The following is a 23185-nucleotide window of genomic DNA, read 5'->3' on the forward strand; positions in this document are numbered from 1 at the left end:
GGAAGAGCTAAAATGTCCAAACCGACCAACCAGAAACCACCGCAGTTCGCCCCCTCAATCCTCTCCGCCGACTTTTCCCGCCTGGGGGAAGAGATCAGGGCGGTGGCCGCCGCCGGGGCCGACATCATTCACGTCGATGTGATGGATGGCCATTTCGTGCCCAACATCACCATCGGCCCCCTGGTGGTGGACGCGGTCCGCAAGATCACCGACCTGCCCCTGGATGTCCACCTGATGGTGGAAAATCCCGAGCGTTATGTGGAGGCCTTCGCCCGGGCCGGGGCTGACTGGATCACGGTTCACGTCGAAACCGGCCATCATCTGCACCGCACCGTCCACCAGATCAAAGACCTGGGCAAGCGGGCCGGGCTGGTGCTCAATCCGGCCACCTCGCTGGCCACCCTGGATTACCTGCTGGCGGAGATCGACCTGGTGATGCTGATGAGTGTCAACCCCGGCTTCGGCGGCCAGTCATTCATCCCTTCGGCCCTGCAAAAGATCCGGGAGTTGAAGGGGATGATCGAGGAGCGGGGTCTGAGTACCGAAATCGAGGTGGACGGGGGGGTGGCCCCCGACACCATCCGGGCGATCCGGGAGGCGGGGGCCGATATCTTCGTGGCCGGCTCGGCGATTTTCGGCCGCCCTGACTACGCCCGGGCGATCAGCGACCTGAAGGCGGCCCTGGCCTAAAGTCCGTACAGGGGGGAACCGTGGCCCCCGCCGCCACCTTGCGACCAGAGGGCTCCGTGCCGGCGGGAAGCGGTGGCGATCTCCACGATCCGCGAATCGCTCTGCCCGCTTTTCGGATCGATGGCGGTCACCCGCAGCACCACCTTGGGGTCGGCCACGGTGCTGAAGGCGGAGGGGGCGACAAAACGGACCACCGCAGCGTTGGCGGCCAAGGGCTCCAGCAGGACCGTGGTTCCGCTCAACTGCTCCCATTCAAAGCGCAACTCCCGGGGGCGGAAGGCCAGGGTGTCGCCGGCGTCCAGCAGCACCGTCTCCCCCACCGGATAACTGGCGGCCAGGGGGCGCAGGCGCAAGCTGGGCGCCGGGCTGCCCTCCGCCACCTCCAGGGTGAGCCGGCGGGCCTTGGAACGAACGCCGGCGTGGTTAAAGCGGTAGCGCAGGCTCTCCAGCCCGGCAAAATAGGGGTCGGGCTGGTAACGATGGGCAGCGGGACCCAAGGCCACCAGCTGGCCGGTCAGCCGGTCGGTTCCCAGAATTTCCACCTTGATCCGGGGCGAGAAGGGGGTGCCGTTCTCCCGGTGCCAGATCTCGGCCCAGTCGATCAGCAGCGGCTCGGTACTGGAGGTCGCAAGGCTAAGATCCCGGGCCCGGACCCAGGGGTAGGCCGGGGCCAGACTCAACACCTCCTCCACTTCCGCCACCTCCGCCAGCCCAACCGGTGGTTCGGCAACCTCCTCCCGTACCCGCCGGCCCACGATCTCGATCCGGGCCGGTTCGCTGACCAGCAGGCCATCGCTTACCCGGTATACGAAACTGTCCTCCCCGGGGAAATCCTGGTTGGGGAGATAGGTCACCAAAGGGGGTTCGCCGGAAAGCCGGCCATAACGGGGCGGAGTGACAATCTCGTAGGCCAGGGGCCCGCCATCGGCGGCGCGGCCGACCAGCTGCATGGCAACGGCGCTCTCCTGCTCCTCCATCCGATAGCGGTCAGCCCGGGCCACCGGCGGAACCATGGTCTCCACCGGTTCCGGCTCCAGGGCCTGAACCATCTGCTCCCGCACCAGGGGCGGGATGGCCGGTTCAGGCGCCGGCTGGCGCCCGAGGAAATAGTAAAATCCGCCGATCAGCAGCAGCAGGGAAAAGAGTCCCGCTCCCAGCGTGCTCCGATTGACCCTGGCGGGCAGCGAAGAGAGGGAGGGAGGGAGAAAGGCCAGGAACGATTTGCGCTCCCGCTGCTCCTCGGCCGTGGCCTGCCCTGGGGCCTCCGCCGGGGGAGCCTCGGGGGCGTCGGCGAAAATATCGCCATCATCGGTCGGTTTTGCCGGAGCCTTCTCCTGGGCGGCGTTCAGGATGCTCTCATCGGGAATATCGGGGATGGCGTCATCGAAATCGAAGCTGTCGATATCAAAGTCATCACCGTCAAAACCGTACTCATCCTTGCCCTCCGCCTTGGCGGCCGGAGCCGCCTCGGGTACCGCCTCGGCGGCCGTCCCGACGGACTCGACCTTATCATCATCCAGCAGCTCATCGAGTTCGGACTGATCAAGGCCGACAAAATCATCATCGGCGCCGGCGTCGGTGACATCGGCGGCCGCGACGCTCTCTTTCGGCTCACTTTGCACCTCGGCGGCCGCTTGGGGCTCTTCATTGAAGAGGGAGTCGATATCGGACTGGTCCAGCTCCACCGATGACTGCTCCTCGCCGGAACCCGGCTCCTCCTCCCCCACCCCCCCCAGCAACTGATCAATATCGGATTGGTCCAGTTCACCGCCGCCATCAAAGTCGGCGGCAGAGACCCCAACCTCGGGCTCGCTTTTGGGTTGATCATCCAGATCGGCCAGCCAATCGTCGATATCGCCCAAACCGTTTTTCTCTTTTTCTTCTGCCATGGTCCGTATCCGCCTGGGTCACCGGACGCCTGCTCGGCGTCCTTATTGATCAACGCTCATAGGAAACGTAGGTGTGCAGAGCCCGGTAAACAGCCACGGACATCTCGACGTTGGCCACATAGGAGCGCCATTCGCCCCGGCCGTTCCGGCCGCTGAGATGGACCCGCAGATAGCCGTCAATCTCCTGGATCACCCCCCGCAGCACCTGCTCCCCCACCGGCTCTTCGCCGGGTTCACTCCCCGGGATGGCGTTGATGGTCGCCACCATCTGGTCGGCCAGGGTGGCCCCCAACACGCTTATCCGCCGGGCAGGAAACTCGCCGAGTACCGGAAAGGGCTCCACCCGCACCGGGCCGGGGTCGAAAAAACCGCTGAACTGACCGGCGGCATCCCGGCCAAGCAGGACCACCAGCTCGGAGAGTGAGCTGTAGCCGCCGGGGGCCTGGGCTGCGGGCGGAGTAACCTCCCGGGCAAAGGCCGGCGTCTGCCCCCAACCTCCCAGCGCCAGGAGCAACAGAACCACCAGCGGTAAATTTCCTGCGGCCAAACTATGCTTTTTCATCTTCTCCAGCCCTCGCCCCCTCTTGAATGCTCAAAAACTTTCATTCCGCCTGGTCCGTCGCCCAAGGCTTCAAAGAATGCCCCGCACCGAGATGGTAAACGGCCCCTCCGCTTCCTGGAAAAGCCCCAGCAGCTCCCGGTTCAACGGCAGAGTGTGACGCCAGCTGCTGCGGATCTGACCGTTTTTGGGGTCCACCAGCCGGCCATGCACCATCAGGGTGCGGCGGGTGTTGGAATAGGTGCTGACCACCACGTAGTCAAGTTCCTGCTGATTGCTGGCCAGCTCGCCGATATTCCGGGAGAGAATAAATTCTCCGGTTTGGGGGATGATATGGATCTCCCGGCCCAGACGCAGTTCAGTCACGGTCAGGCCGCGATCGGCCAGGTCGGTGAGGAGGTATTCGGCCAGCACCCGGCCGAATTCGCTCTCCCGCTTGAGATCGGAGAGGGGAACCGCCACCACCACCGCCAACCGGGGGGATAGACTCCCCCGCTCCCGCTCCCGCAGGTCGTAGTAAACCTTGCCCGCCACCTCCCGGGAAATTTCCGCCAACAGGGTTTCCAGGCCGGAAGCGCGAGCCCACCCCTCACCACCATCATCCCGTAAAAAACGGGGCGGATAGGGAAAGATCTCCTCGGCCCCAACCGCCGGGGCCACCCCCGAAGGCCGGGCCTCCAGCGCCGGAGCCCCCGAGGAAGAAAGGACCGGAAGGGGTGGCGGGGTCGCCGGCCCCACTTTGGCGGGGGGGCTCGGCGGGGCGACCGGGGCTTCGGAGGCAACGGCAGCGGGAGCGGCGGCCAGAACCTCCTTGGTCTGCGCCTCCTCCTGGACGGCCTCGACCACCGGGGCCGGCGGCTCTTTGCCGGCCGACCTGGTTCCGGCGCAGGCGCTCAGCAGGCCGACCAGCAACAGCAGGCCCAGGCCGTAACAGCCCAACCGGAGCATCAATCCTCTTTTCATCTCTTTCCTCCCTGACATGCGATCATTAAAGCTCCAGGCGCTTCATATACATCGGTTCGGCGGCCGGGGCCGGCCCGCTGACCGGGTCGGCCAAGAGGTCGTTCACCACGGCGGTCCGGGGAATAACAACGGTGGCGGCGGCCAGCAGCAGGGCGCTGCGGTTGTCGATAATCCGGGCGTTGACCATCACCTGCCCGGCGGTGATGGTATAGGTGCCGGTCAGCATGGCCCCGGCGGCAACCCGGTCCGCGATCTCCGCCGGATTACGGGAAAGGCCATACTCGCCCCCCCGCTCCTGGACCCGCACCTCTTTACTCTTGCGCAACTCCACCACCGGCACCTGCCGCCGCTGCAGTTCGTTCATCAACTGCTCGGCCAGATGGCGGCCGAAGGAGGTGGTCCGGGTAAGCTGCTTCTGGTCCACGAAGGAGAGGACGATCACCCCCTCCCGCAAGCCGCCAGCCACCTCTTCCCCTCCCCCCAGCCCGGCAAACAGCTCTTCGCCGATCAGACTGATCTGGCGAGCCAGCAGCAGGGCCTCGTTGACCACCGGCCCGGCCTCCTCTTCCGGCAACAGTTGCGGGATTTGCGCCGTCGCCACCGACGGAGGAGTCGGCTCCGGCTCCGCCGGCTGCTGCTTGCTGAAGGGCCAGATAAAAGCCGCCGCCGACGGGGGAAAAAAACAACCGCCCGCCAGCAGGGCGGCAACCAGGGACCACGCCAGACCGCGCCCCAATATCCGGAGGCCATGGCCTCCGCGTTCCCTATCCGTTCCCATCGCGATCCTTTCCTCGGCTGGATAAACCAACGACCGCCCGCCCTGCAACGGGGCCGGGGCGGCTCCATTATTCTCCCGGACCAACCCCGTCAAACGGGGTTGGCCGGCCAGATCCCATACTCCGGTCTGTCTCAATCATCGGTCGTCGGCCTGATTTTCTTAAGAAAAAAGGTGAAGTCACCGGCGGCGGGTTCGGAAAAGCCGGCGGGCCTCGACCAGCCTGGCAAAGTCCAGGGGGGCGACCAGGCTCTCCTCCCCCGGGCCGGCCTCGGCCAGAATAACGCCATCGGGGGCGATGATCAGAGAGCTGCCGGCAAAATCGGTGCCCCCCACCAGACCACAGGTGTTGCAGGCCACCACGAAAACCTGATTCTCGATGGCCCGGGCTTGCAGGAGAATCCGCCAATGTTCCCGGCGGGCCGCGGGCCACTGGGCCGCGACCACCAGCAGCTCGGCGCCCTGGTCCACCTGACCGCCGGCCAGCTCGGGAAAACGCAAGTCGAAGCAGACCAGGGCGGCCAGCGGCCCCCAGGGGGCGGCCAGGGGGGAAGCCACCGGCCCCGGCCGAAAGTAACGCTCCTCCTCCATGGGGGCGAAAAGGCGCTGTTTGCGGTAAGGGCCCACCACTCCGGCGGGGGTCACCAGGTAGAGGCTGTTGTAAAAATCTTTTTCCCGGCCCCTGGCCACCGCTTCGGGCAGGCTGCCGGCCAGGCAGACTTGATAACGGCGGGCTTCCTCCTCCAGGGCCGCCAGCAGCCCCGGGGTGAGGGCCGCCTGCTCCTTAAGGCGCTCATAGGCAAAACCGCCGCCCCACAGTTCCGGCAGCACCACCAGGGCGGAAGCGGCCGGGGCCAGCTCGGCCAGCCGCCGCCGCACCACGGCCAGATTGGCCTCCGGGTCGCCAAACCGCACCGAAAACTGCAGACAAACCGCCTGGGCCGGCCAGGCGGCGGGGCTTGGTTCACTTATGGCCATCAGATTATCCTCCTTACTGGTTTTAATCCTCTCCCCCACCTCCCCAGCATAACCAGCGGGGATCACGCCGGGCAAGCGCTTTCCGTCCCCCTCTCCACCCTTGACAGCGCCGGGAATCCTGCTATTTTGCTCAACCATGAAAACGATAAAATTTCTACCGGATCAGGTCTCCATCGAGGTTGAAGAGGGAGAAAATCTGCTGGCCGCCGCCGCCAAGGCCGGGGTCTATATCAACGCCTATTGCGGCGGGGACGGGGTTTGCGGTAAATGCAAGGTCCAGATCGAGTCCGGCGAGGTGGTCTCCGGCAAGGCCCGGCTCAAGGACAAAGAGTACGCCGCCGGAATCCGGCTGGCCTGCCAGAGCAGCGTCAAGGGCGATCTTACCGTCCGGATTCCCGAAACCACCGGCAAGGACGGCAAGGCGCTGAAGCGCAAGCCGGTGACCACCCGGGCGATCTCGGCCCGCTCCCTGGACGACCTGATCGGCACCTGGCAGGTGGACCCGCCGGTGGAAAAACGCTTTTTAAAACTCGATCCTCCCGGCATGGAGGATAACATTCCCGACCTCCAGCGGCTGATGCGGGCCATCCGCCAGCGCTGCCACGACTGCAAGGACCCCACCTACGATCACCCCGAGTTGCTGATGGAGCTGCCCTTTACCCTGCGGGAGGCCAACTGGGAGATCACCGTGATCCTGCTCAAGGGTCGCCGGGCCGAGGAGCCCGATCGGATCATCGCGGTGGAGCCGGGCAACACCACCGACAAGCTTTACGGCCTGGCGGTGGATATCGGCACCACCACGGTCTGCGGCGTGCTGATCGACCTGGGCAACGGCAAGGTGATCGCCGAGGCTTCGGCCTACAACGATCAGATCGCCTACGGGGAGGACGTGATCTCCCGGATCGTCTATTCCCAGCGGCCCGGCGGGCTGCGCATCCTCCAGGACAAGGTGGTGCGGACCATCAACACCATCATCGAAACCGTCTGCAAAACGGTAATCATCAACCCCAGCGACATCAGCTACATCATGGCGGCGGGTAACACCATCATGAGCCACCTGCTGCTGGGACTCAACCCCAAATTTATCCGGGAGTCCCCCTACGTCCCCACCTGCAGCCAGTTCCCCCTGACCCGGGCCGCCCAGCTGGGGATCCAGGCCCACCCTTCGGTCCGGCTCTTTCTCTATCCGGCGGTGGCCAGCTACGTGGGCGGCGACATCATCGCCGGGGTGCATGCCTGCCGGATGTACAAGAGTCCCGAGCTGACCCTGTTCATCGATATCGGCACCAACGGCGAGATCGTGGTGGGCAACGAGGAGTGGATGGTCTGCGCCGCCTGCTCGGCCGGCCCCGCCTTCGAGGGTGGCGGCATTCGCCACGGGATGCGGGCCAACTCCGGGGCCATCGAGAACTTCCATATCCACCCCCAGACCCTGGAGCCGATGATCATCACCATCGACCGGATCAAGCCTTGCGGCATCTGCGGTTCCGGCCTGATCTCCATCGTTTCCGAGTTGCTGGAGGCCAGGGTGATCGACCAGCAGGGCAAGTTCAAGCGCCAGCTCGAACACCCCCGCATCCGGGAGGGGGAGGATGGCTGGGAGTATGTGCTGGCCTGGGGTAAAGACGCCCTGATGGGTGAAGATATCGTGATCACCGAGGTGGATCTGGACAACCTGATCCGGGCCAAGGGAGCGATGTACGCCGGTTATCTGACCCTGCTGGAGTCGGTGGGAATGACCTTTACCGACCTGGAGCGGGTGATTCTGGCCGGCAACTTCGGGGCCTATATCGACCTGGAACGGGCGATCAGCATCGGGCTGCTGCCCGATATCCAGCGGGAACGCTTCTACTACCTGGGCAACGCCTCGATGCTGGGCTGCCGGATCAGCCTCACCGACAACGCCCGTTTCCGGGAGCGGATGCAGGTAAGTTCGCTGATCACCAACCTGGAGCTGGCGGAAAACGCCCGTTTCATGGACCATTACATGGCCGCCCTCTTCCTGCCCCACACCGACATGAGCCTCTTTCCCACCGTAAAGGAAAAGCTGGCCGGATAGCCGGCCGTCCGGCCGGATGGATGGATGGATGGATGGATGGAAATCGAGTTCGACATCTCCTTCTGCCTCAGCGGCCCCCTGGAACTCGAGAAGCTGCGCGGCTTTCTGGAGGCGGTCGAGCAGCATTCCGGGCCGGTGGCCTACGAAGTGCTGGTGGCGGGCAGCCCCGTCAATCCCGCCTCCCCCCTTTGCCGCGACCTGCGGCTCGATTTTCCCCAGTTGGTTTTGCTTGAACCCGACCAGGAGCAACCGGGCGCGAGCAGCTGGGGACGGCGGCTCAACCCCGCCCTGACCCGAGCCCAGGGGCGTTACCTGGCCCCCTGGTCCAGCCGGGTCCACCCCCTGGCCGGCTGCCTGCAAACCCTGGTCGAATTCCTCGACGAAGAGACCGAAACCGCCTTGGCCGCCCCCCGGTTGGTGGACCGGGCCGGCCATCCGCTCCCCTCGGCCCGCCGCCTGCCCGGCCTGACCACCATCCTGCTGCTCCACACCCTGCTGGGGCAAAGCGGCCTGGGCGGCCCCATCCTCAAGCGGCACTGTTATGCCGATCAGCCGCCGGTACTAAACCAGGCTCCCCGGGAGTTTCTCAGCGGCCGGGCCCTGTTGATCCGCCGGGCGGCCTGGGAGGAGGTCGGTTTTTTCGACGAGGGCTTCCACACCCTCTACGCCGATGCCGACTACTGTCGCCGAGCCCTGGGCCTGGGCTGGCACTGCCACTACCTGGCCGGAGCGGTGGCCCGGGAGGGTGAACCGGAACGCCACCGCCCCGACTATCTGCTGACCCGACCCCAACCGGGCCACCTGGCCGACGCCACCCGTCTGCTGCTCAAAAAATGGTGGCGCCTGTGAACCGGGAAGCGACCTTCCTGCTCCAGGCCTGGCAGCGGCAACTGGTCCGGGAGCATCAAAACCTTTGCCATTACTACCGGATCGCCCTGCCGACCCCGCTGTTTGAGATCGGCCACGGCAACAGCCGGGCCGGCTCCTGGAGGCCGGATCCGGAACCGGGCATCATCACCATCGCCGCGAACCTGATCCGGGAGCAAAGCTGGGATCTGGTCCTGGAGGTCCTCAAGCACGAGATCTGCCACCAGTACGTCTCCCACTATTTTCCCACCCCCCAGGAAGCGCCCCATGGCCCCAACTTTCAACGGGCCTGCCAGCTCCTGGGGGTCCACCCCGCCCTGCGCCGGGCCCAGGGGGAGCTGCCGCCGCCGACCGCCGCCACCAGCCCGGCCCCGCCGATCACGGTCCGAGTGGAAAAATTACTGGCCCTGGCCGCCAGCGCCAACGAACATGAAGCCGCCCTGGCCATGGCCAAGGCCGGGGAGCTGATGCGCAAACACAACCTGCAACGGCTGAGCCCCGCGGCCGACCCGCCCCCCCTCGACCACTACGACTACCTGGTGATCGACAGCGGCCGGCAGCGGCGGGCGGCCCACCACAACCATCTGGCCGCCATCCTGAGCGATTTTTTCTACGTTAAAACGGTAAGCTATCAGCTATATCAGCCGACTGCCGACCGCCAGCACCGGGTCCTGGAACTGCTGGGGAGTAAAGAGAATCTGGTGGTGGCCGAACATGTGTACCACTTCCTGGAAAAACAACTGGAGCGGCTGTGGGCCGATTTCCGGCAAACCAACCCTGGGCGGGTGAGCGGCCGGGAAAGGAACTCCTACTACCTGGGAATCCTCAACGGACTGCGGGAAAAGCTGCGGGGGCAAGAGCAGGGGGCGGCCAAGCAAACCCGCACCACCGGAGCAGGGGCAGCCGCCCCCCCGACCTGCAGTCAACTGATCTGCGCCGCCGATGGCGGGCTGCGGCGGTTTCACGATCAGCGTTATCCCCGGCTGCGCCGCTCCCGCGGAAGGGGGGTCCGCCTTTACGACAGCAGCTACCGGGCCGGCAAAGAGGAGGGACGCCGCCTCACCATCCACCAGGTGGTCCGGCAGCCGCCCAGCAACCGGGGCCGGTTGCTGGGCTGAGGGCGGGATTTATCCCGGGTGGCAGAGGCACTGCAGAATTTTTTCACACATCTCGGCCACGCCGCTGGCCAGAAAGTGCAGCATCTCCGGGGTGGCGTTCCGCTCGGCGCTGCGATCGAAGGTGATCCGCAGGGTGGAATCCAGCCCATCCTCCGGCGGCTGGTAGGCCAAACGGAAAGGGACCCGGGGCAGGGGGCGTAAAAGCGCGACCCGCTCCCCGCCGGGTTCTCCCTGCACCTCCGCCTTGAACATCCCCAGCAGTTCAAAAAAATCCTCGCCAAAGCGATCGGCCAACTGCCGGAGCGGCTCTTCGCAGCGCTTGGCAAACAGCGGCGCCACCGCCGCCCCCTGGGCCAGTTCCGCCATGGGCAGCCACTCTCCCCGCTCCGCCGCTCCCTGGCAGACCAGCAGATAACGCAGCAGGGGCAACTGAACCCAGGGATTGACGTGGCACTCCGAGCTGAGCCGGCCGGCCGGGTCAATGACGAAATCCTTGCCCAGACAGGAGATCACCAGGCTCTCCCCCCGCAAAACCGCGCCAAGACGGGGGGCCAGGGCGGCGAAATCCAGCTTGGCCACCTGCTCGCGCAGCTCCCCGATCCGGTCCGCCTGCTCATCGGCCAGACTGCGGCGGGGGCAAAACTCCGCCTCCAGGCGGGCCAGCACCGCCGGTTCCAGCCGGGGGCAGGCGGTCAGCCGTTTTTCGCCGGCAATAACCGCGGCGGCAAAGGCCATGCAGGAGGGCAGATAGCATTGCCGGCAGTTATCCCCCGGCAACAGCTTGTACAGTTGTAGGGGATTGTTGTTGATCTTCATCTTCTCATGATAACCGATGGGCCAGGCCGGCGCCAGTCGCGGCTTTTCCCTTTACCATCCCCTCCACCCCCGGTAGGGTTAAGGGGTAACCTTGGGAGGAGCGGGGATGCGGGTGTGGGATCTTGATCCGGGATATCTCAATCGGGCCAGTCTGCTGGGGGAGCATCGGGAGCTGCACGGCATTGTCGCCATTCTCAGAGATGGCAAAACGGGCTATTCCCGGCATCCGGAAACCCTGCGCTGGCGGGGGCATGGCTGGGCCCTGAGCCAGCGCCACCGCCTGCTGGCGGCGGAGATGGCCCTGCGCGGTTACGTGGACCGCTCCCCGGTACGGCTGCGGGCCAACCCCCGGCAGTGGCCGGAAATTTTTCTCAATCCTCCCGGGGAACAGTTGCTGCTGCTGGCGGGCAAATACCGGGATCGCCCCCCCGGCCGCATCCCCCTGCCCCGCAACAGCCAGCAGCTCTGGGCCCAGCACAAATATTCGGTGCTGGCCCGGGATCCCGCGGCCTACCGCCAGATCGGCCGCGAGCTGGCGGTGGGCCACGGTGACCAGGACTGCGAGGAGCTGGCCCTCCGCCTGGTTCAGCTGCTGCGCCGCCCCCCCGAACCGGGGCATCTGCGCAACGCGATTCAGCATATGTGGGGTTATGTGGCCGCCTGCTCCCGGCTCTCGGGCTCCGGGATCAATCACCTCGCCCCGTCAACCCTGTTGCGGGAGATCCAGCACCTGGCCCTGGCCCACCGGATCACCTATCTAATCGAATCCACGGCCCTGGGCGAACTGGCGGCCTGGCCGGACCGGCAACCCCGGCAATAAGCGGCTTTCCCGGGAGGCGCCGCGCCCCTGTTCTGTTTCCCCGGCCGCGCTTTTGTGCTATACTCGCCGGGAATTGTCCCATAAAACACTTTTCATTGCCGAGGCGGAAGAGCCGTGCAGGATATCAAAGAAACCGTACAGGAGGTTTTTTGGGCGGTACTGCCGATCACCGCCGTGGTTTTCTTCCTCCAGTTCACCCTGATCTGGCTGCCGCTTCCCGTCTTTCTCCAGTTTCTGGTGGGGCTGGCCATGGTCTCGGTGGGGCTGACCCTCTTTCTCTGGGGGGTCCAGGTGGCGATGCTGCCCATCGGGGAGTTGATCGGCGCCGCCCTGCCCCGGATGGGCAAGGCCTGGCTGGTGGTCTTTTTCGGGGTGCTGCTGGGCTTTGCCGCCACCCTGGCCGAACCCGATGTCCGGGTACTGGCCATGCAGGTGGATCAGGTTTCCGGCGGCGATATCTCCAAAAACCTGCTGATCTACACGGTGGCCATCGGGGTGGCTTTTTTCGTCGGCCTGGCCATGCTGCGAATCATCCTCAGTATCTCCATCACCTGGCTGCTGGTGGTGGGCTATGCCCTGGTCTTCCTGCTGGCCGCCTTCACCCCCGGTCACTTTGTCCCGGTTTCCTTTGACGCCGGCGGGGTAACCACCGGCCCCATGACCGTCCCCTTTATCCTGGCCCTGGGAGTGGGGGTGGCCTCGGTGCTGGGCGGCAAAAACGCCTCCACCGACGGCTTCGGCCTGGTGGCCCTGGCCTCCATCGGCCCGATCCTGGCGGTTATGCTGTTGGGGATCTTCTACGGATGAACATCAAGATCTTTACCGGCTTCGATCATGTCCTGCTGGAGGTGGGCATCGCCCTGCTGCCCCTGCTGGGCTTTTTCCTCTTCTTCCAGTTCTTTATCCTCCGACTACCCCCGGCCCAGTTTTTCAATATCCTCAAGGGGCTGATCCCCACCTTCCTGGGGCTGGCCCTTTTTCTCCAGGGGGTCAAGATCGGTTTTTTCCCGGTGGGCACCGAGATGGGCGGAATTTTAGCCGCGATGGACCACAACTGGCTACTGATCCCCATCGGCTTTGTGCTGGGTTTTGTCGCCACCTTCGCCGAACCGGCGGTGCGGATTCTCAATATCGAGGTGGAAAAGGCTTCCAGCGGCTCCATTCCCCAGCGGATCATGCTCTATGCCCTCTCCATCGGGGTGGCCATCTCCATCGCCCTCTCCATGACCCGGATTCTGTTGGGGGTACCGCTGTGGTATTTCATCATCCCCGGCTATCTTTTGGCCCTGCTGCTGATCCGCTTCTCCAGTAAAACCTTCACCGCCATCGCCTTTGATTCCGGCGGGGTGGCCACCGGCCCCATGACCGTGACCTTTATCATGGCCATCTCGGTGGGGGCCGCCGCCACCATGGAGGGCCGAAATCCGCTGCTGGACGGCTTCGGGATGATCGCCCTGGTGGCCCTGGCCCCGATAATTTCGGTGCTGATTCTGGGAATCCTCTATCGGCACCGCCAAGGAGAGCAGTCATGAGCCTTATTTCATGCCACAAATTGCTGATCAGCGTGGTCCAGAAGGGCAAGGCCAAGAAGGTGGTCGAGGCCACCCGGCGGGCCGGAGCCGAGGGGGGCACCATCTTCCTGGGCAAGGGCACCGGGATCTACGAAAAAAAGTTTTTCGGCATTCCGGTCAACCAGGACAAAGAGATTGTGCTGACCCTCTTTAACCGCAAAATCATCGAACCCATCTTCGAAGAAGTGGTGGCGGCGGGCAAGCTGCTGGAAACCGGCCAGGGGATCGCCTTCGTCATCGACGTTCCCTACCTGATCGGTATCGTCCACTACTGCGAACTTGACAGCCTGGAGAGAGAGGCCATGAACCAACAAAGCGGCTATGAACTGGTGATAACGGTGGTCAACAAGGGGAACGCCGAAACGGTGGTGGCAGCGAGCAAGCGGGCCGGGGCCGAAGGCGGCACCATCCTCTTTGGCCGGGGCACCGGGATTCACGAACAGGCCAAACTCTTTTCCATTCCCATCGAACCGGAAAAGGAGGTGGTCCTGACCCTGATCGCCCGGGACAAAACCCAGGCGGTTTTACAGGCGATCCGCGAGGACAGCTGCCTGGACCAGCCGGGCAAGGGGATCGCCTTCGTGCTGCCGGTGGAGCGCACCACCGGCAGCAAGCGGCTGGAGCCCACCCCTCCTGAAGAGCAGCCCCGCCCGCCGGAATAAAAATCCCGACCTCGGCGCCAACCGGTTACTTCCGGGTTGACATCAGGGCCGCTTAAGGCTATTTTCCTGCGGTTATCTGCTTTTCATTCCGGCACAATCGTTAAAAATTCGGGACCCGACCCAAAGAGTCTCCCGGCAAATCGTTCACCATATTTTTTCCAAATCAGAAGGAGGGACCGATGTCCAAAGTAATGGCGATCGCCGAAAGCATCAATATCATGGGCAAGCGCAGCGGTGGCGCGATGAAGGAGCGCAACCCCGGCCCGATCCAGGAGATGGCCAAGGAAGAAGCGGCCGCCGGCGCCTCCTACCTCGATCTCAATATCGGCCCGGCCCGCAAGGACGGCACCGAGCTGATGCCCTGGGTGGTCCAGACCGTGGAAGCGGTCACCGACGTGCCCCTCTGCCTGGACACCACCAACACCGACGCCATGGCCGCCGGCTTTAAAGCCCTCAAAAACCGGGAAGCGGCCCTGATGAACTCCATTTCGGCCCAGCCGGAACGGATGCAGAAGCTGATCCCGGTGGCCGCCGAAGCCGGCTGCAACGTCATCGCCCTGCTCTGGGGCCCCGACGGCATGCCCCGGGACTCCAACGAGCGGGCCGCCATGGCGGTGGACCTGATGATGGCCCTGGCCGAGGCCGGGATCCCCAACGAGAAAATGCTTTTTGATCCCATCGGCACCCCCATCACCCTGGGCGCCGACCAGATCAACTCCGGCCTGGAGTTCATGAGCATGCTCCAGGATATCGCCCCCGGAGCCGGTTCCACCGTTGGCCTCTCCAACGTCTCCAACGGCGTGGCCGAGCACCTGCGCAAGTATCTGGATCGGACCTACCTGATCATGCTGATGAAGTACGGGATCACCACCGCCATCGTCAACTCCTACGACGCCGAGCTGATGGCGATCTGCAAGGGTGAGCGCCAGAACCTGGTTGACCTGGTGCACGGAATGATGGACGGCAACGATCCCGATCCGGCCGGGCTCAGCGGTACCGCCCTGGAGCACTACAAAACCTACAAGGTACTCTCCGGGCAGAATGTCTTCTCCGAGTCGTGGCTGGAACTGTAAAACCAACCTGGGAATAACCACGACACCGAAGAAGGGAGGGAGCAGGCGCCGCAACGCCCGCCCCCTCCCTTTTCTGCTTCCCGGCTCCGGCGGTCATTTATGAGCGATGTTGCTTCCCATCACCTGATTTACGGCCATCTCCGCGACTTCCTCACCGGGGAGTCCCTGGTGGACACCGATGATGAACGCTATCGCCAACGGCTGGCCCGGCTGCTGGTGGAGGAGAGGGGGTTCGCCAAAAGCGAGATCGAACCGCGGCTGATTATCGAGACCCTCTTTGCCGGAAACTTTGTCAGCTCGAAAATCGATTTCGTGATCAGAATCGCGGGCAAACGCCTGCTGCTGCTCCGCTACGGGCCCGGCTCACTGGTCACTCGGGAGCGGCCGGCCCTGGCCGCCGCCCGGGTTCTTGACCCGACCCAGGTGATCCCCCTGGCCGTGGTCAGCAACGGCGAGGATGCCGAGTTGCTGGAGAGCCGAAGCGGCCGGGTCCTGGGCCAGGGGCTAAAGGCCATTCCCGACCGGGCCACCCTGACGGCCCAGCTGCCCGGCCTGGACTTCAGCCCCCTGGCCGAAAAGAGACGGGAACCGGAGTTGCGGATCCTCAACGCCTTTGACATTGAAATATGCTGTGCCGGCGCCCCCTGCGCCCTGCCCGGCGCCAAAGAAGGTTAAAATTACGGGAGTCAAACCATGGCAGGTAAAACGAACTGGAGCAAGAGCAGCTGGCAGAACTTCACCGCCCTGCAGCAACCCAACTGGCCCGACCGGGAGGAGCACCGCTCCGCCTTGGCCACCCTCGCCGAACTGCCCCCCCTGGTCTTTGCCGGAGAGATCCGCGACCTGAAGCGGCAACTGGCCATGGCGGCCAAAGGCGAGGCCTTTCTGCTCCAGGGCGGCGACTGCGCCGAAAGTTTTTCGCTTTGCACCGCCCCGGTGGTCCGGGAGCTGCTCAAGGTGATCTTGCAGATGACGGTGATCCTGGGCTATGCCGGCGGCAAGCCGGTGGTCAAGGTGGGCCGGATCGCCGGCCAGTACGCCAAGCCCCGTTCCGCCGACACCGAAATGGTCAACGGGGTGGAGCTGCCCAGTTACCGGGGAGATATGGTCAACAGCAGTGAAGCCACCCCCGCCGCCCGCCGCCCCGACCCCCAGCGAATGGTCAGGGGCTATTTCCTGGCCTGCGCCACCATGAATATCCTGCGGGCCTTCACCACCGGCGGCTATGCCGCCCTGGAGCGGGTCCATGCCTGGAACAACGAGTTCGTCAAAAGCTCGCCCCAGGGCCAGATGTATGACAAGCTGGCCCGCAACATCGACCAGGCGATCAACTTCATGCGGGTGGTGGGCCTGGACACCAACGTGCCCCAGCTCACCCAGGCCAGTTTCTTCACCTCCCACGAGGCCCTGCTGCTGGGTTACGAGGAGGCCCTGACCCGCCAGGACTCCACCACCGGCAACTGGTACGACTGTTCCGCCCATATGCTCTGGATCGGCGAACGGACCCGGCAGGTGGATGGGGCCCATGTCGAATTTTTACGGGGGGTCAACAACCCCATCGGGGTTAAAATCGGGCCCAATCACGATATCGATGACGTCAAACGGCTGGTGAACGCCCTCAACCCGGAGAACGAACCGGGCAAGCTGACCCTCATCGCCCGGTTCGGGATCAAAAAGATCGCCGAGGGCCTGACCCCCCTGGTCCGGGCCCTGAAAGGGGAAGGGTTCAATCTGGTCTGGAGCTGCGACCCGATGCACGGCAACACCTACACCTCGGCCAGCGGCCTCAAGACCCGTAATTTCATCAATATTCTGGAGGAGATCCGGGCCTTTTTCGAGATCCACTGGCAGGAGGGCACCGTCCCCGGGGGCGTCCATTTTGAGATGACCGGGGCCGATGTCACCGAATGTGTGGGCGGCGGCCGGGATATCGTGGACCAGGAGTTGAGCCAGCGCTACCTGACCATGTGCGATCCCCGGCTCAATGCCGAGCAGAGCCTGGAGCTGGCCTTCCAGATCGCCGAGCTGCTGCGGGAAAAATAGGCCAAGCGGCGGCCGGCGCCGCCTTTGGGGTTCAGTCGAGGATCATATCGGCAATGGTCATCTTGATCCGCGGCTGGCTGACCGGGGCAAAGCGCTGCTCCAGCAGGGCCAGCTCCCGCAACAGCGGGGCCCGCTCCACGGTGGGGGCGGCCGCGCGGCCGGCGGTCAGTTCCTGACAGCGAAAGCAGCCGGGAAAACGCTGTACCCGACCATTGGGAAAGGTGAGACTGGAGGGCACCCCATGCATCCGGCAGATCATCAAACGATGCTGGTAGAGCCCGCAAAGGCCGTCCTCTTGCAGCAGGGGACAGTTCAGGGCCGGGCGCTCACCGGCGGCCAGGGCCTCCTGGGCGCCCAGGCGGTACGCCTTCGCCCGCCGGCGAATCCGCTCCTGCTCCTCGGCGGACAACCGCCCCAGCCCCTCCCGCAGATAAGCCCACTCGATTCTGGTGTGGTGGAGGAAGTAGGAGTCGCAGCAGTTATCGCTGCAGCCCCGGCAGGAGAAGTCAAGTTGCCGGGCCACGATATCGTAGGCCGCCTCCATCCGCCGGTAAAGATCGGCCAGGGCGGCCGCCAGGTCCGGGGCCAGGGGAGGGATTTCAATCTGGTTCATCGGGCCACTTTAACCCAATTGCCGCCGTTGACCAAGGGGTAACCATCAACCTGCCACGCTTATGATCCGCTCCCGTCTAGCCCCCACCCCCAGCGGCTATCTGCATCTGGGTAACGCGCTCAATTTTCTGTTGACCTGGCTGCTGGTCCGCCGCCGGGGCGGGGTGCTGAAGCTGCGGATCGATGATGCCGACGCCTCCCGCAGCCGCCCGGAATTTGTCGCGGATATCTTCCGGCAACTGGAGTGGCTGGGGCTGACCTGGGATGAGGGCCCCACCGGGCCCGACGATTTCGCCGCCCGTCATTCCCAGCTCCAGCGCCTGGAGCTTTACCGGGCCCTGCTGACCCAACTCGGAGAATCGGGCCGGCTCTTTTTCTGTACCTGCTCCCGTCGTCAGATCAACCAGGCGACCGTTAACGGTCTCTATCCCGGAACCTGCCGGAACCGCCGGAGTCTGCCCACCGTTCCCCACGCCATCCGGATTCAGGTGCCGCCGGAGTGGTCGGTCTCCCTGCCGGTTGCCACCACCGGACCGCTCACCACCACCGGGCCGCAACCGGCCAGCCCCACGGGGGACTTCATCCTCTGGCGGCGGGACGGGCTGCCCGCCTACCAGTTGGCCAGCCTGGCCGATGATCTGGCGGACCGGATCAATCTGGTGGTTCGCGGCCGGGACCTGCTGGCCTCCAGCGCCGCCCAGCTCTATCTGGCCGGCCAACTGGGGGCGGCCGGCCAGGGTTTTTGGACGGCCACTTTCTGCCACCACCCCCTGATCGCCGCCCCCGACGGCCGCAAGCTCTCCAAGTCGGATCAGGATTTGAGCTTGGCCGCCATGCGGGAGCACGGGGCCACCCCCACCCGGATCTACCGGGAGGTTGCCGCTTGGCTGGGGCTTGACCCAGGCCCCATTGGGAGCCTGGGGGAGTTGCGGGCCGCCTTCAACGCCTCGCCAGCGGCGATCAGTTGCGCATCACCCGCTCCAGCAGGTCGGCCAGATCTTCAATCCCGTAAGGCTTAGGGGCCACCCCCTTGAAGCCGTAGCGGGCGAATTCGGCCATAATCGGATCGTTGGAATAGCCGCTGGAGGCCAGCACCCGGGCCCCGGGATCGAGCTGCAACAGCCTCGCCACCGCCTCCTGTCCCCCCATGCCGCCGGGGATGGTCAAATCCATCAGCACCACGTCATAGGGGCGCCCATCTGCCATGGCCTCCAGATACATGGCCAGGGCCTCCTCCCCGTCACAACAGGGATCCACCTCATAGCCCAAGAAGGAGATCATCTGGCTGGCCACGTCGCGGACCACTTCCTCGTCATCCATCACCAGCACCCGGCCTCGCCCCCCGGCGGGGCCTCGTTTCTTCTCCACCAGGGCCGCCGCGAAACTTTCCGGATCGGCGGCCGGCAGCAGGATGAAAAAGGTGGTCCCGACCCCCGGTTCCGACTCCACGCTGATCCGGCCCTGGTGTTTGGTGATGATGGAGTAGCAGATGGCCAGGCCCAGGCCGTGGCCCAGCTCCTTGGTGGTGTAGTAGGGGTCGAAAATCCGGTTGATATCCCGGTTGGCAATCCCCTCGCCCTGATCCTGGACGGAGAGCTGGACATATTTACCCGGGCTGAGGGAGGGAGGCAGGCTGCTCTGGTCCAGAAGCATGTTTTCCGCCTGGATCCGGACCACCCCCCCGCCCGGCATGGCCTGGACCGCGTTGATGATCAGGTTTTGGATCACCTGGCAGATCTGGCCCTGATCAACCTCCACCGGCCAGAGGTCCTCGGCGATGACCTGCTCGCATTTGACCGAGGAGCCGCTCAGAGAGAAATCGGCAAACTCCTTGAGCAGTTCCCGCAAATAGACCAGCGACTTGACCGGCTTGCCCCCCTTGGCAAAGGTGAGCAACTGCTGGGTTAAAATCCGGGCCCGGGAGGAGGCCTTTTCGGTCTGGGTCAGCAGTTCATAAACCTTGCCGTCGGGCTCGGCAAACATCTTGGCCAGGGAGACATTACCCAGCATGGCGGTGAGCAGATTGTTGAAATCGTGGGCGATCCCCCCGGCCAGCAAGCCGATGGACTCGATCCGCGATGACTTGATCATCTCCTCTTCCAGCTTTTTTTCCTGGGTTACGTCGCGAAACACCACGATGGCCCCGGTAACCGCCCGGTCCTGGCCCCGGATGGGCGCCGCGCTCATGGTAAAGATCAGCTTCCTGCCGTCCCGCTGGCGGATGCTGGCGCTGCCGCCCATCAGATCATCGTCCCCGCCCAGCAGGACATTGCCGAGAATATCCAGGCAGATATGGCGATCATCCTCGTCGAAAACCCGAAGAATATCGCAGAGCGAACGGCCCACCGCCTCCGAGGAGGACCAGCCGGTGAGCTGCTCGGCCACCTGGTTCATCAGGACGATCCGCCCCTCCCGGCCGGTGGCGATCACCCCCTCGGCAATACTGGCCAGGGTGAAGAAGAGCCGCTCCTTCTCCTCGGCCACCGCCGCCTTGGCCTCAACCAGTTCGGTGATATCGTTGTAGAGCAGCACCGCCCGCACGATCCGCCCCTCACCATCCTTGATCGGGGAGGCCACCACATTGTAATGGCGCGAGCCTCGTTGGCCACAATAAACGCCCCGGGCGGTGCGCCCAGACCGCATCATCTCGTCGAACACACAGCCCTGGGGATGGTCACCCCGGCAGATAAACTCCCGGCAGGTCCGCCCCACCCCATCCTGATCCTGCCAGCCCAGCATCTCCCGATACTTCTGATTATAGGAGACGATCCGTTTTCCGCTGTCCAGAACCAGCACCCCGCCGCCCACCGCCTCCAGGATTCCCTGAATATCCTGCATGGCCAGGTGTAATTTTTCGTTGGTGGCCCGGGAGTTGGTCAAAATCCGGCGGAAAGATTCGGCGACGATGCCGATGGGATCGAGGGAGATCAGGGTGGCGTCATCCAGCTCCTCCGGACGCAGGGGGACGGTGCCGATGATGGTGAGAAGCTGATCCACCTTGCCACGGATATAGGCGGTGGCGGCCCGGTGGTTCCGCCGCAGGGCCCGGTTCTCGGCCACCAGCTCGGAGACCGCCGCCAGCAGGGGTTGCAATTCGTCACCCTCAACCTCCACCCCCGGCCAGGGCTGGCGGGGGTCGTGACGGTGGCGGCGCAACCAGGTCGTTATCTCTTCGATTTTAGTGGTCATTATCCGCTATTCCGCCAGGCCGAGAAGGATTCGATAGTGGCTCCCCTCCCGGCTAACTTTAACCTCATAGCCCATATTGGCGGCGATATCGGGAATGGTATTGGTCGCGTCCCGGTTATCGGTCAGAATCGCCAGCCTTTTGGCCCCGCATTGCAGATCCAGGCCATGGTTGTTGATCGCCTCCAGAGCCACCAGCATGGTGGCGGGGCAAACCTGGCCCCGCATGTCGATCTCGATGGTTCTCGCGTCCCGTTCCGTTGCCATCGCGTTGACTCCGCCCAACTTTGTGATTAGCGCACCAGCAGTCTGAACAGTTTAACACCGAGCCAGGTGCCGGGGAAAATACCCAACAGAAAAAGAATGCTCTGCATGACCATGATCGGCAGCCCGCCCATCAGATGCCAGACATTGCAGGCCGGAACCATCCGGGCCGCCAGCCCCATGAGAATACCACCGGCCAGGGCGCTGAGCAACTGGCGAAGCGGGACCCGCAGGTAAACGGCAAACTCCCGCAGCATCACGGCGGAGAGGGTACTCCCCAGCACCACCCCCACCGCCAGGGGCAACTGGATGGCAAAGAGCAGATCGGGCCGGGGACCGGGGCCGCCGGTCAGCCGGGCGCCACTGGCGGGATGGAGCACGTCCAGGGAGACCGCCTGGAAAAAACTCTGCCCCGCCACCCACTCGGGAGCCACCACCGCGGCCCCCATGGCGGCAAGCTTGGTGAAGGAGGTGGTGACCCCCATGGGCATCCCCACCAACAGGTAGGAGGCCAAGCCGATGACAGCCAGGATGGTCGCAGCCTGCCAGGGCTGGAGATAACCCGCCACCGAAACCGGGCGCCTCAGCAGCCCCTGCCGTCCCCAGCGCCAGAGGAGAAAAAGCGCCGGCAACCAGAAGAACAGGAGGGGCAGCAAGGGGTCCAGGTTCAGCAACTGGGGCAGGGTGATCCGCTCCGGAGCCAGGATGGTGGCCCGGGCCAACTCTTTCCACCAGGGATGGATCAGGGCATAGAGGCCGCTGCCCAGAATCAGGCCCAGAAAGGCGACGGCGCTGACCACGCTGCCGGCTCCCATCTTATAGAGGGTGCCGAACACGCAACCACCGGCCAGGACCATCCCCAGACCGAAGACCATCCCCCCCAGGAGATTGACCAGGGCGGGGGGGGCCAGAATGGGAAAGGGGTAAAGGGGGAGCAGACCGGCCTGGCGGGCCAGCTCGAAAAGGAGCATGGTCACCACCACCTGGAGGAAGAGGATCCGCAAGCCGCCATAGCGGCCAAAGAGGAAGGCGTCCCGGAACATCCCCGCCACGCAGTAGTCGGAACGATGCATGACAAAACCGGCGGTCAGGCCCAGCAAAAGGCCGGTCAGGACAATAAGGACCAGGGAGCCGGTGATCATGGTTTGGGCTGCTGCTTGGGCATCTTCTCTTCCTGTTGAGGGAGCGGGGGATAATTTTCCTTCCACCCGGCGACTATACCAAACTTTTAGCGCAGTTTAAAAGCCCCTTGTTCGTTATCCGGGCCGGACAGCTCGGACTTGAAAAAGTTATAGGCGTAGATGATCCCCAGGGCGAACAGGGCGGTGCCGCCCCCCAGCAGTGCTCCAAGCAGGGGCGGGGCGATCAGGGCCAGCCGGATCAGCACCGTTACCACCGCGAAGCCGGAGTTGCGGAAGGCCCCCAGATAACCGCCGCTGTAACGCAACGAGATCAGGACCAAAAGCACGTCGGTAAAAATCAGCAGGGTATAAAATTTTTCAAAGACGCTTTCGGGCTTGCCCTGGCTCAGATAATGCCAGAGGTCGTAGGTCACGATCAGGACGAAACCGGCCAGCAGCAGCAGGGCGATCCCCTTTTTGGTCAGAATGAAGCGGACCCGCTCCTCCGACTCCCCCCCCAGGGGATAGGGGCGCCGCACCCGATAATAAAACCCCAGCACCACAAAGATCACTAAAGCGCCGGCCGCCGAGGAGACCATGGGCAGCAGGGCCGGTTCGACCTGGGACCAGAGCAGGGGCTCGTCGAGATGGCTGATCTCCTTGAAGGTGTTCCGCAGCAGGATCAGGGAGAGGATCTCCAGCTGCTTACCCACCGAAATGGTCACCGACTTGGAGAGGGCCAGGGTCAGCCCCACCACCTCCAGCACCAGCACCATGGTAAAGGCCCACTCGATGGCGACCAGATGGTTGCGGGGGATCAGGGCCGCCAGGGGCAACGGCAGCCAGCCCTGACGGTTGCCTTCAATCAGCAGAATCGCCCCGAGAAAAAAGGTCACCAGAAAGAGGGAGGCCCGGCGATGGCCGGTGGGACTCTCCCACCCCTTTTCCAGCAGATCAAACCAGTGTCCGCCCCGGTTCAGCAATCCCTGCTTCATCAACCCCTCTCCTCCTGGCTGGCTGAGCCGCCGATCCTCCTTGACCGGCGACCCGGGGCAACTTATCCCTAGGCAAATGGCCCAAGGCCAAATATGATAGCACGTTATTAGCCCCCATCGCCAA

At 64.3% G+C, this 23185-nt stretch carries 23 protein-coding genes; 12 read left to right on the forward strand and 11 right to left on the reverse strand.

All coding sequences use genetic code 11. From position 1 onward, the window contains the following. Positions 1 to 12 precede the first annotated feature (12 nt). On the forward strand, positions 13 to 690 hold the full coding sequence (gene rpe, locus ACHHRT_RS07765) for a ribulose-phosphate 3-epimerase (RefSeq protein WP_395499181.1): 678 nt from the start codon (positions 13 to 15) through the stop codon (positions 688 to 690). Here the strand turns inward: rpe and ACHHRT_RS07770 are convergent. The 5 genes from ACHHRT_RS07770 to ACHHRT_RS07790 form a co-directional block, all read right to left on the reverse strand. Then, positions 687 to 2579 (reverse strand): Ig-like domain-containing protein, encoded by a 1893-nt coding sequence (locus tag ACHHRT_RS07770; protein ID WP_395499182.1) that lies wholly within the window; start codon positions 2577 to 2579, stop codon positions 687 to 689. The genes rpe and ACHHRT_RS07770 overlap by 4 nt on opposite strands. 49 nt (positions 2580 to 2628) lie before the next feature. Continuing rightward, entirely contained in the window at positions 2629 to 3141 is a 513-nt protein-coding gene (locus ACHHRT_RS07775; protein ID WP_395499183.1) for a hypothetical protein, read from the reverse strand. Between the two features lie 69 nt (positions 3142 to 3210). Beyond that, positions 3211 to 4101, reverse strand: coding sequence for a FlgO family outer membrane protein (locus ACHHRT_RS07780; protein WP_395499184.1), 891 nt, complete (start codon positions 4099 to 4101; stop codon positions 3211 to 3213). Positions 4102 to 4126: 25 nt separating this feature from the next. Further along, a complete protein-coding gene (locus tag ACHHRT_RS07785) occupies positions 4127 to 4879 on the reverse strand; it encodes a FlgO family outer membrane protein (protein WP_395499186.1) in 753 nt (250 codons plus the stop codon). 177 nt (positions 4880 to 5056) lie between these two features. Continuing rightward, positions 5057 to 5854, reverse strand: coding sequence for a nitrilase-related carbon-nitrogen hydrolase (locus ACHHRT_RS07790; protein WP_395499187.1), 798 nt, complete (start codon positions 5852 to 5854; stop codon positions 5057 to 5059). Between the two features lie 136 nt (positions 5855 to 5990). Between ACHHRT_RS07790 and ACHHRT_RS07795 the strand changes: the two genes are divergently transcribed. Genes ACHHRT_RS07795 through ACHHRT_RS07805 form a run of 3 tightly spaced genes read left to right on the forward strand, consistent with a single transcriptional unit; the run spans position 5991 to position 9898 of the window. Beyond that, the gene (locus tag ACHHRT_RS07795; protein WP_395499188.1) at positions 5991 to 7913 is read left to right on the forward strand and encodes an ASKHA domain-containing protein; all 1923 of its coding nucleotides are present in this window, start codon (positions 5991 to 5993) and stop codon (positions 7911 to 7913) included. A gap of 24 nt (positions 7914 to 7937) precedes the next feature. Then, positions 7938 to 8762, forward strand: a complete 825-nt coding sequence (locus ACHHRT_RS07800; protein WP_395499189.1) for a glycosyltransferase family protein — start codon at positions 7938 to 7940, stop codon at positions 8760 to 8762. After that, positions 8759 to 9898 (forward strand): SprT-like domain-containing protein, encoded by a 1140-nt coding sequence (locus tag ACHHRT_RS07805; protein WP_395499190.1) that lies wholly within the window; start codon positions 8759 to 8761, stop codon positions 9896 to 9898. The genes ACHHRT_RS07800 and ACHHRT_RS07805 overlap by 4 nt, the downstream gene beginning before the upstream one ends. Before the next feature lie 9 nt (positions 9899 to 9907). On the opposite strand, the gene ACHHRT_RS07810 is transcribed toward ACHHRT_RS07805, so the two are convergent. After that, a complete protein-coding gene (locus ACHHRT_RS07810) occupies positions 9908 to 10714 on the reverse strand; it encodes a DUF3786 domain-containing protein (RefSeq protein WP_395499191.1) in 807 nt (268 codons plus the stop codon). A 106-nt stretch (positions 10715 to 10820) separates the two neighbouring features. Between ACHHRT_RS07810 and ACHHRT_RS07815 the strand changes: the two genes are divergently transcribed. From ACHHRT_RS07815 to ACHHRT_RS07845, 7 genes are all read left to right on the forward strand, one after another. Further along, on the forward strand, positions 10821 to 11534 hold the full coding sequence (locus ACHHRT_RS07815) for a DUF1722 domain-containing protein (RefSeq protein ID WP_395499193.1): 714 nt from the start codon (positions 10821 to 10823) through the stop codon (positions 11532 to 11534). 114 nt (positions 11535 to 11648) lie between these two features. Continuing rightward, positions 11649 to 12341 (forward strand): DUF1538 domain-containing protein, encoded by a 693-nt coding sequence (locus ACHHRT_RS07820; protein WP_395499194.1) that lies wholly within the window; start codon positions 11649 to 11651, stop codon positions 12339 to 12341. Continuing rightward, positions 12338 to 13066 (forward strand): DUF1538 domain-containing protein, encoded by a 729-nt coding sequence (locus tag ACHHRT_RS07825; protein ID WP_395499196.1) that lies wholly within the window; start codon positions 12338 to 12340, stop codon positions 13064 to 13066. Before ACHHRT_RS07820 ends, ACHHRT_RS07825 begins: the two co-directional genes overlap by 4 nt. Next, complete coding sequence (locus tag ACHHRT_RS07830) at positions 13063 to 13767, forward strand: P-II family nitrogen regulator (protein ID WP_395499197.1); 705 nt, start codon at positions 13063 to 13065, stop codon at positions 13765 to 13767. The genes ACHHRT_RS07825 and ACHHRT_RS07830 overlap by 4 nt, the downstream gene beginning before the upstream one ends. Positions 13768 to 13946: 179 nt before the next feature. Beyond that, entirely contained in the window at positions 13947 to 14840 is an 894-nt protein-coding gene (locus tag ACHHRT_RS07835) for a dihydropteroate synthase (RefSeq protein WP_395499198.1), read from the forward strand. Between the two features lie 99 nt (positions 14841 to 14939). Then, positions 14940 to 15515: a type I restriction enzyme HsdR N-terminal domain-containing protein gene (locus tag ACHHRT_RS07840; protein ID WP_395499199.1), complete on the forward strand. Its 576-nt coding sequence runs from the start codon at positions 14940 to 14942 to the stop codon at positions 15513 to 15515. An 18-nt stretch (positions 15516 to 15533) separates the two neighbouring features. Next, positions 15534 to 16883 carry a class II 3-deoxy-7-phosphoheptulonate synthase gene (locus ACHHRT_RS07845; RefSeq protein WP_395499200.1) on the forward strand — a complete coding sequence of 450 codons (1350 nt, stop codon included), beginning with the start codon at positions 15534 to 15536 and terminating at the stop codon, positions 16881 to 16883. A gap of 31 nt (positions 16884 to 16914) precedes the next feature. On the opposite strand, the gene ACHHRT_RS07850 is transcribed toward ACHHRT_RS07845, so the two are convergent. After that, on the reverse strand, positions 16915 to 17496 hold the full coding sequence (locus ACHHRT_RS07850; RefSeq protein WP_395499201.1) for a YkgJ family cysteine cluster protein: 582 nt from the start codon (positions 17494 to 17496) through the stop codon (positions 16915 to 16917). A gap of 61 nt (positions 17497 to 17557) precedes the next feature. Here ACHHRT_RS07850 and ACHHRT_RS07855 point away from each other — a divergent pair, with 61 nt between their 5' ends. Then, entirely contained in the window at positions 17558 to 18514 is a 957-nt protein-coding gene (locus ACHHRT_RS07855) for a glutamate--tRNA ligase family protein (RefSeq protein WP_395499202.1), read from the forward strand. Here the strand turns inward: ACHHRT_RS07855 and ACHHRT_RS07860 are convergent. The 4 genes from ACHHRT_RS07860 to ACHHRT_RS07875 form a co-directional block, all read right to left on the reverse strand. Next, positions 18456 to 20684, reverse strand: coding sequence for a hybrid sensor histidine kinase/response regulator (locus tag ACHHRT_RS07860; protein WP_395499203.1), 2229 nt, complete (start codon positions 20682 to 20684; stop codon positions 18456 to 18458). The two genes, ACHHRT_RS07855 and ACHHRT_RS07860, sit on opposite strands and share 59 nt — an antisense overlap. A gap of 6 nt (positions 20685 to 20690) precedes the next feature. Next, on the reverse strand, positions 20691 to 20948 hold the full coding sequence (locus ACHHRT_RS07865) for a sulfurtransferase TusA family protein (protein ID WP_395499204.1): 258 nt from the start codon (positions 20946 to 20948) through the stop codon (positions 20691 to 20693). A 26-nt stretch (positions 20949 to 20974) separates the two neighbouring features. Then, positions 20975 to 22087, reverse strand: coding sequence for a YeeE/YedE family protein (locus ACHHRT_RS07870; protein WP_395499205.1), 1113 nt, complete (start codon positions 22085 to 22087; stop codon positions 20975 to 20977). Positions 22088 to 22173: 86 nt separating this feature from the next. Next, on the reverse strand, positions 22174 to 23061 hold the full coding sequence (locus ACHHRT_RS07875; RefSeq protein ID WP_395499206.1) for a hypothetical protein: 888 nt from the start codon (positions 23059 to 23061) through the stop codon (positions 22174 to 22176). Positions 23062 to 23185: the final 124 nt, after the last annotated feature.

The organism is Desulfurivibrio modestus (assembly GCF_044068625.1).
GTDB lineage: Bacteria > Desulfobacterota > Desulfobulbia > Desulfobulbales > Desulfurivibrionaceae > Desulfurivibrio.

What these genes read in the sequence shown, in the direction of transcription:
- ACHHRT_RS07825 (WP_395499196.1), top strand. Translation starts at nt 12,338, where the DNA reads ATGAACATCAAGATCTTTACCGGCTTCGATCATGTCCTGCTGGAGGTG.
- ACHHRT_RS07840 (WP_395499199.1), top strand. Translation starts at nt 14,940, where the DNA reads ATGAGCGATGTTGCTTCCCATCACCTGATTTACGGCCATCTCCGCGAC.
- ACHHRT_RS07780 (WP_395499184.1), bottom strand. Translation starts at nt 4,101, where the DNA reads ATGAAAAGAGGATTGATGCTCCGGTTGGGCTGTTACGGCCTGGGCCTG.
- ACHHRT_RS07855 (WP_395499202.1), top strand. Translation starts at nt 17,558, where the DNA reads ATGATCCGCTCCCGTCTAGCCCCCACCCCCAGCGGCTATCTGCATCTG.
- ACHHRT_RS07860 (WP_395499203.1), bottom strand. Translation starts at nt 20,684, where the DNA reads ATGACCACTAAAATCGAAGAGATAACGACCTGGTTGCGCCGCCACCGT.
- ACHHRT_RS07770 (WP_395499182.1), bottom strand. Translation starts at nt 2,579, where the DNA reads ATGGCAGAAGAAAAAGAGAAAAACGGTTTGGGCGATATCGACGATTGG.
- ACHHRT_RS07810 (WP_395499191.1), bottom strand. Translation starts at nt 10,714, where the DNA reads ATGAAGATCAACAACAATCCCCTACAACTGTACAAGCTGTTGCCGGGG.
- ACHHRT_RS07830 (WP_395499197.1), top strand. Translation starts at nt 13,063, where the DNA reads ATGAGCCTTATTTCATGCCACAAATTGCTGATCAGCGTGGTCCAGAAG.
- ACHHRT_RS07835 (WP_395499198.1), top strand. Translation starts at nt 13,947, where the DNA reads ATGTCCAAAGTAATGGCGATCGCCGAAAGCATCAATATCATGGGCAAG.
- ACHHRT_RS07870 (WP_395499205.1), bottom strand. Translation starts at nt 22,087, where the DNA reads ATGATCACCGGCTCCCTGGTCCTTATTGTCCTGACCGGCCTTTTGCTG.
- ACHHRT_RS07875 (WP_395499206.1), bottom strand. Translation starts at nt 23,061, where the DNA reads ATGAAGCAGGGATTGCTGAACCGGGGCGGACACTGGTTTGATCTGCTG.
- ACHHRT_RS07800 (WP_395499189.1), top strand. Translation starts at nt 7,938, where the DNA reads ATGGATGGATGGATGGAAATCGAGTTCGACATCTCCTTCTGCCTCAGC.
- ACHHRT_RS07815 (WP_395499193.1), top strand. Translation starts at nt 10,821, where the DNA reads ATGCGGGTGTGGGATCTTGATCCGGGATATCTCAATCGGGCCAGTCTG.
- ACHHRT_RS07795 (WP_395499188.1), top strand. Translation starts at nt 5,991, where the DNA reads ATGAAAACGATAAAATTTCTACCGGATCAGGTCTCCATCGAGGTTGAA.
- ACHHRT_RS07845 (WP_395499200.1), top strand. Translation starts at nt 15,534, where the DNA reads ATGGCAGGTAAAACGAACTGGAGCAAGAGCAGCTGGCAGAACTTCACC.
- ACHHRT_RS07785 (WP_395499186.1), bottom strand. Translation starts at nt 4,879, where the DNA reads ATGGGAACGGATAGGGAACGCGGAGGCCATGGCCTCCGGATATTGGGG.
- ACHHRT_RS07775 (WP_395499183.1), bottom strand. Translation starts at nt 3,141, where the DNA reads ATGAAAAAGCATAGTTTGGCCGCAGGAAATTTACCGCTGGTGGTTCTG.
- ACHHRT_RS07850 (WP_395499201.1), bottom strand. Translation starts at nt 17,496, where the DNA reads ATGAACCAGATTGAAATCCCTCCCCTGGCCCCGGACCTGGCGGCCGCC.
- rpe (WP_395499181.1), top strand. Translation starts at nt 13, where the DNA reads ATGTCCAAACCGACCAACCAGAAACCACCGCAGTTCGCCCCCTCAATC.
- ACHHRT_RS07865 (WP_395499204.1), bottom strand. Translation starts at nt 20,948, where the DNA reads ATGGCAACGGAACGGGACGCGAGAACCATCGAGATCGACATGCGGGGC.
- ACHHRT_RS07790 (WP_395499187.1), bottom strand. Translation starts at nt 5,854, where the DNA reads ATGGCCATAAGTGAACCAAGCCCCGCCGCCTGGCCGGCCCAGGCGGTT.